Origin of the sequence: Polaromonas sp. (genome assembly GCF_030682935.1) — a bacterium.
In the GTDB taxonomy this organism is placed as follows: Bacteria; Pseudomonadota; Gammaproteobacteria; order Burkholderiales; family Burkholderiaceae_C; genus Polaromonas.
Genome location: NZ_JAUXNA010000294.1, coordinates 1 through 1,067 on the forward strand (window position 1 = coordinate 1; position 1,067 = coordinate 1,067).

At 60.3% G+C, this 1,067-nt stretch carries 2 protein-coding genes; both read right to left on the bottom strand.

Features of this window, described 5'->3' with window-relative positions; genetic code table 11:
- Positions 1–135: 135 nt before the first annotated feature.
- On the bottom strand, positions 136–843 hold the full coding sequence (locus Q8K05_RS13550) for a CoA pyrophosphatase (RefSeq protein WP_305247145.1): 708 nt from the start codon (positions 841–843) through the stop codon (positions 136–138).
- 77 nt (positions 844–920) lie between these two features.
- Positions 921–1,067 (bottom strand): 50S ribosomal protein L19 (locus Q8K05_RS13555; protein ID WP_305247146.1); only part of this gene is annotated, 147 nt, incomplete at its 5' end.

Below are 1,067 nucleotides of genomic sequence, written 5' to 3' on the forward strand. Positions count from 1 at the left end.
GGCCTGTTCGAGGATGAGTGCAAACAAAACGGCAAAAAAGCTCATGGCAAATCATAACGGCGTCTGGTGACACCACGCCCGCTTTGTTGGCCGCCAATGTACTCAAGGCCGCCCACCCCGTATGCAAGGGCCATCCTAGGCACTCAAGAAGCGATAAAGGTTGCGCAGAATGCCGGCCGTTGCCCCCCAGATGTAGCGCTCCCTCGCCGCACGGCTGTCGATCTCGTCCAGGGGATGGGTGTAGGGCATGGAAAGCCACTGGCGTATCACGCCGTCCAATTCCATTTCATGCCGACGGTGATGGGCTGGGTTCATCAAATACCCGAGGGGTACTTCAAAAATATCGGCCACCTCCCCCGGATTGGGTTGCAGCTCGAAGCCGGGCTTCACCAGTGCCACCACCGGGGTGATGATGAAGGCCGTGCCCGTGACGTAAGTAGGCAAAGTGCCGAGCACCTCCACATGCGCCCGCGGCAAACCAATTTCCTCGTGCGCCTCCCGCAACGCCGTATCTACCGCATCCACGTCGGATTCGTCGGTGCGGCCGCCGGGAAATGCGATCTGGCCCGAATGGGCCCTGAGGTTGAGCGTGCGCTCGGTCAGCAGCAAGGTGAGCTCATCGCGCATCACCAGCGGCAAGAGCACGGCCGCAAGCGCCGGCTGCCGGTTGGAAAATTTCTTCTCCACGCTGTGTTCGGGCGTCCAGACCGGTGGCGCCCTGAAACGTTCGCGCAGGGCTTGCGGCGTCAGGCGCTCAAGCGCGACACCCGCCAAGTGGTCATCCACTCCCAGCACCGGGATGCTGCGGGGATCGAAAACGGGTAATGGCTTGCTGAAGTTCATACGGTTCAAAGCATAGCGGACATAAAAAAGCCGCCCAGCATTTACATGGGGCGGCTTCTTGGGGACGTCAACTGCTTTTATGCAACTTTTCTGGCGCCCAGCTTTTCCTTGATACGCGCCGACTTGCCGCTGCGGCTGCGCAGGTAGTACAGCTTGGCACGACGCACATCACCGCGACGCTTGACTTCGATCTTGGCGATCAGCGGGCTGTAGACCTGGAAGGT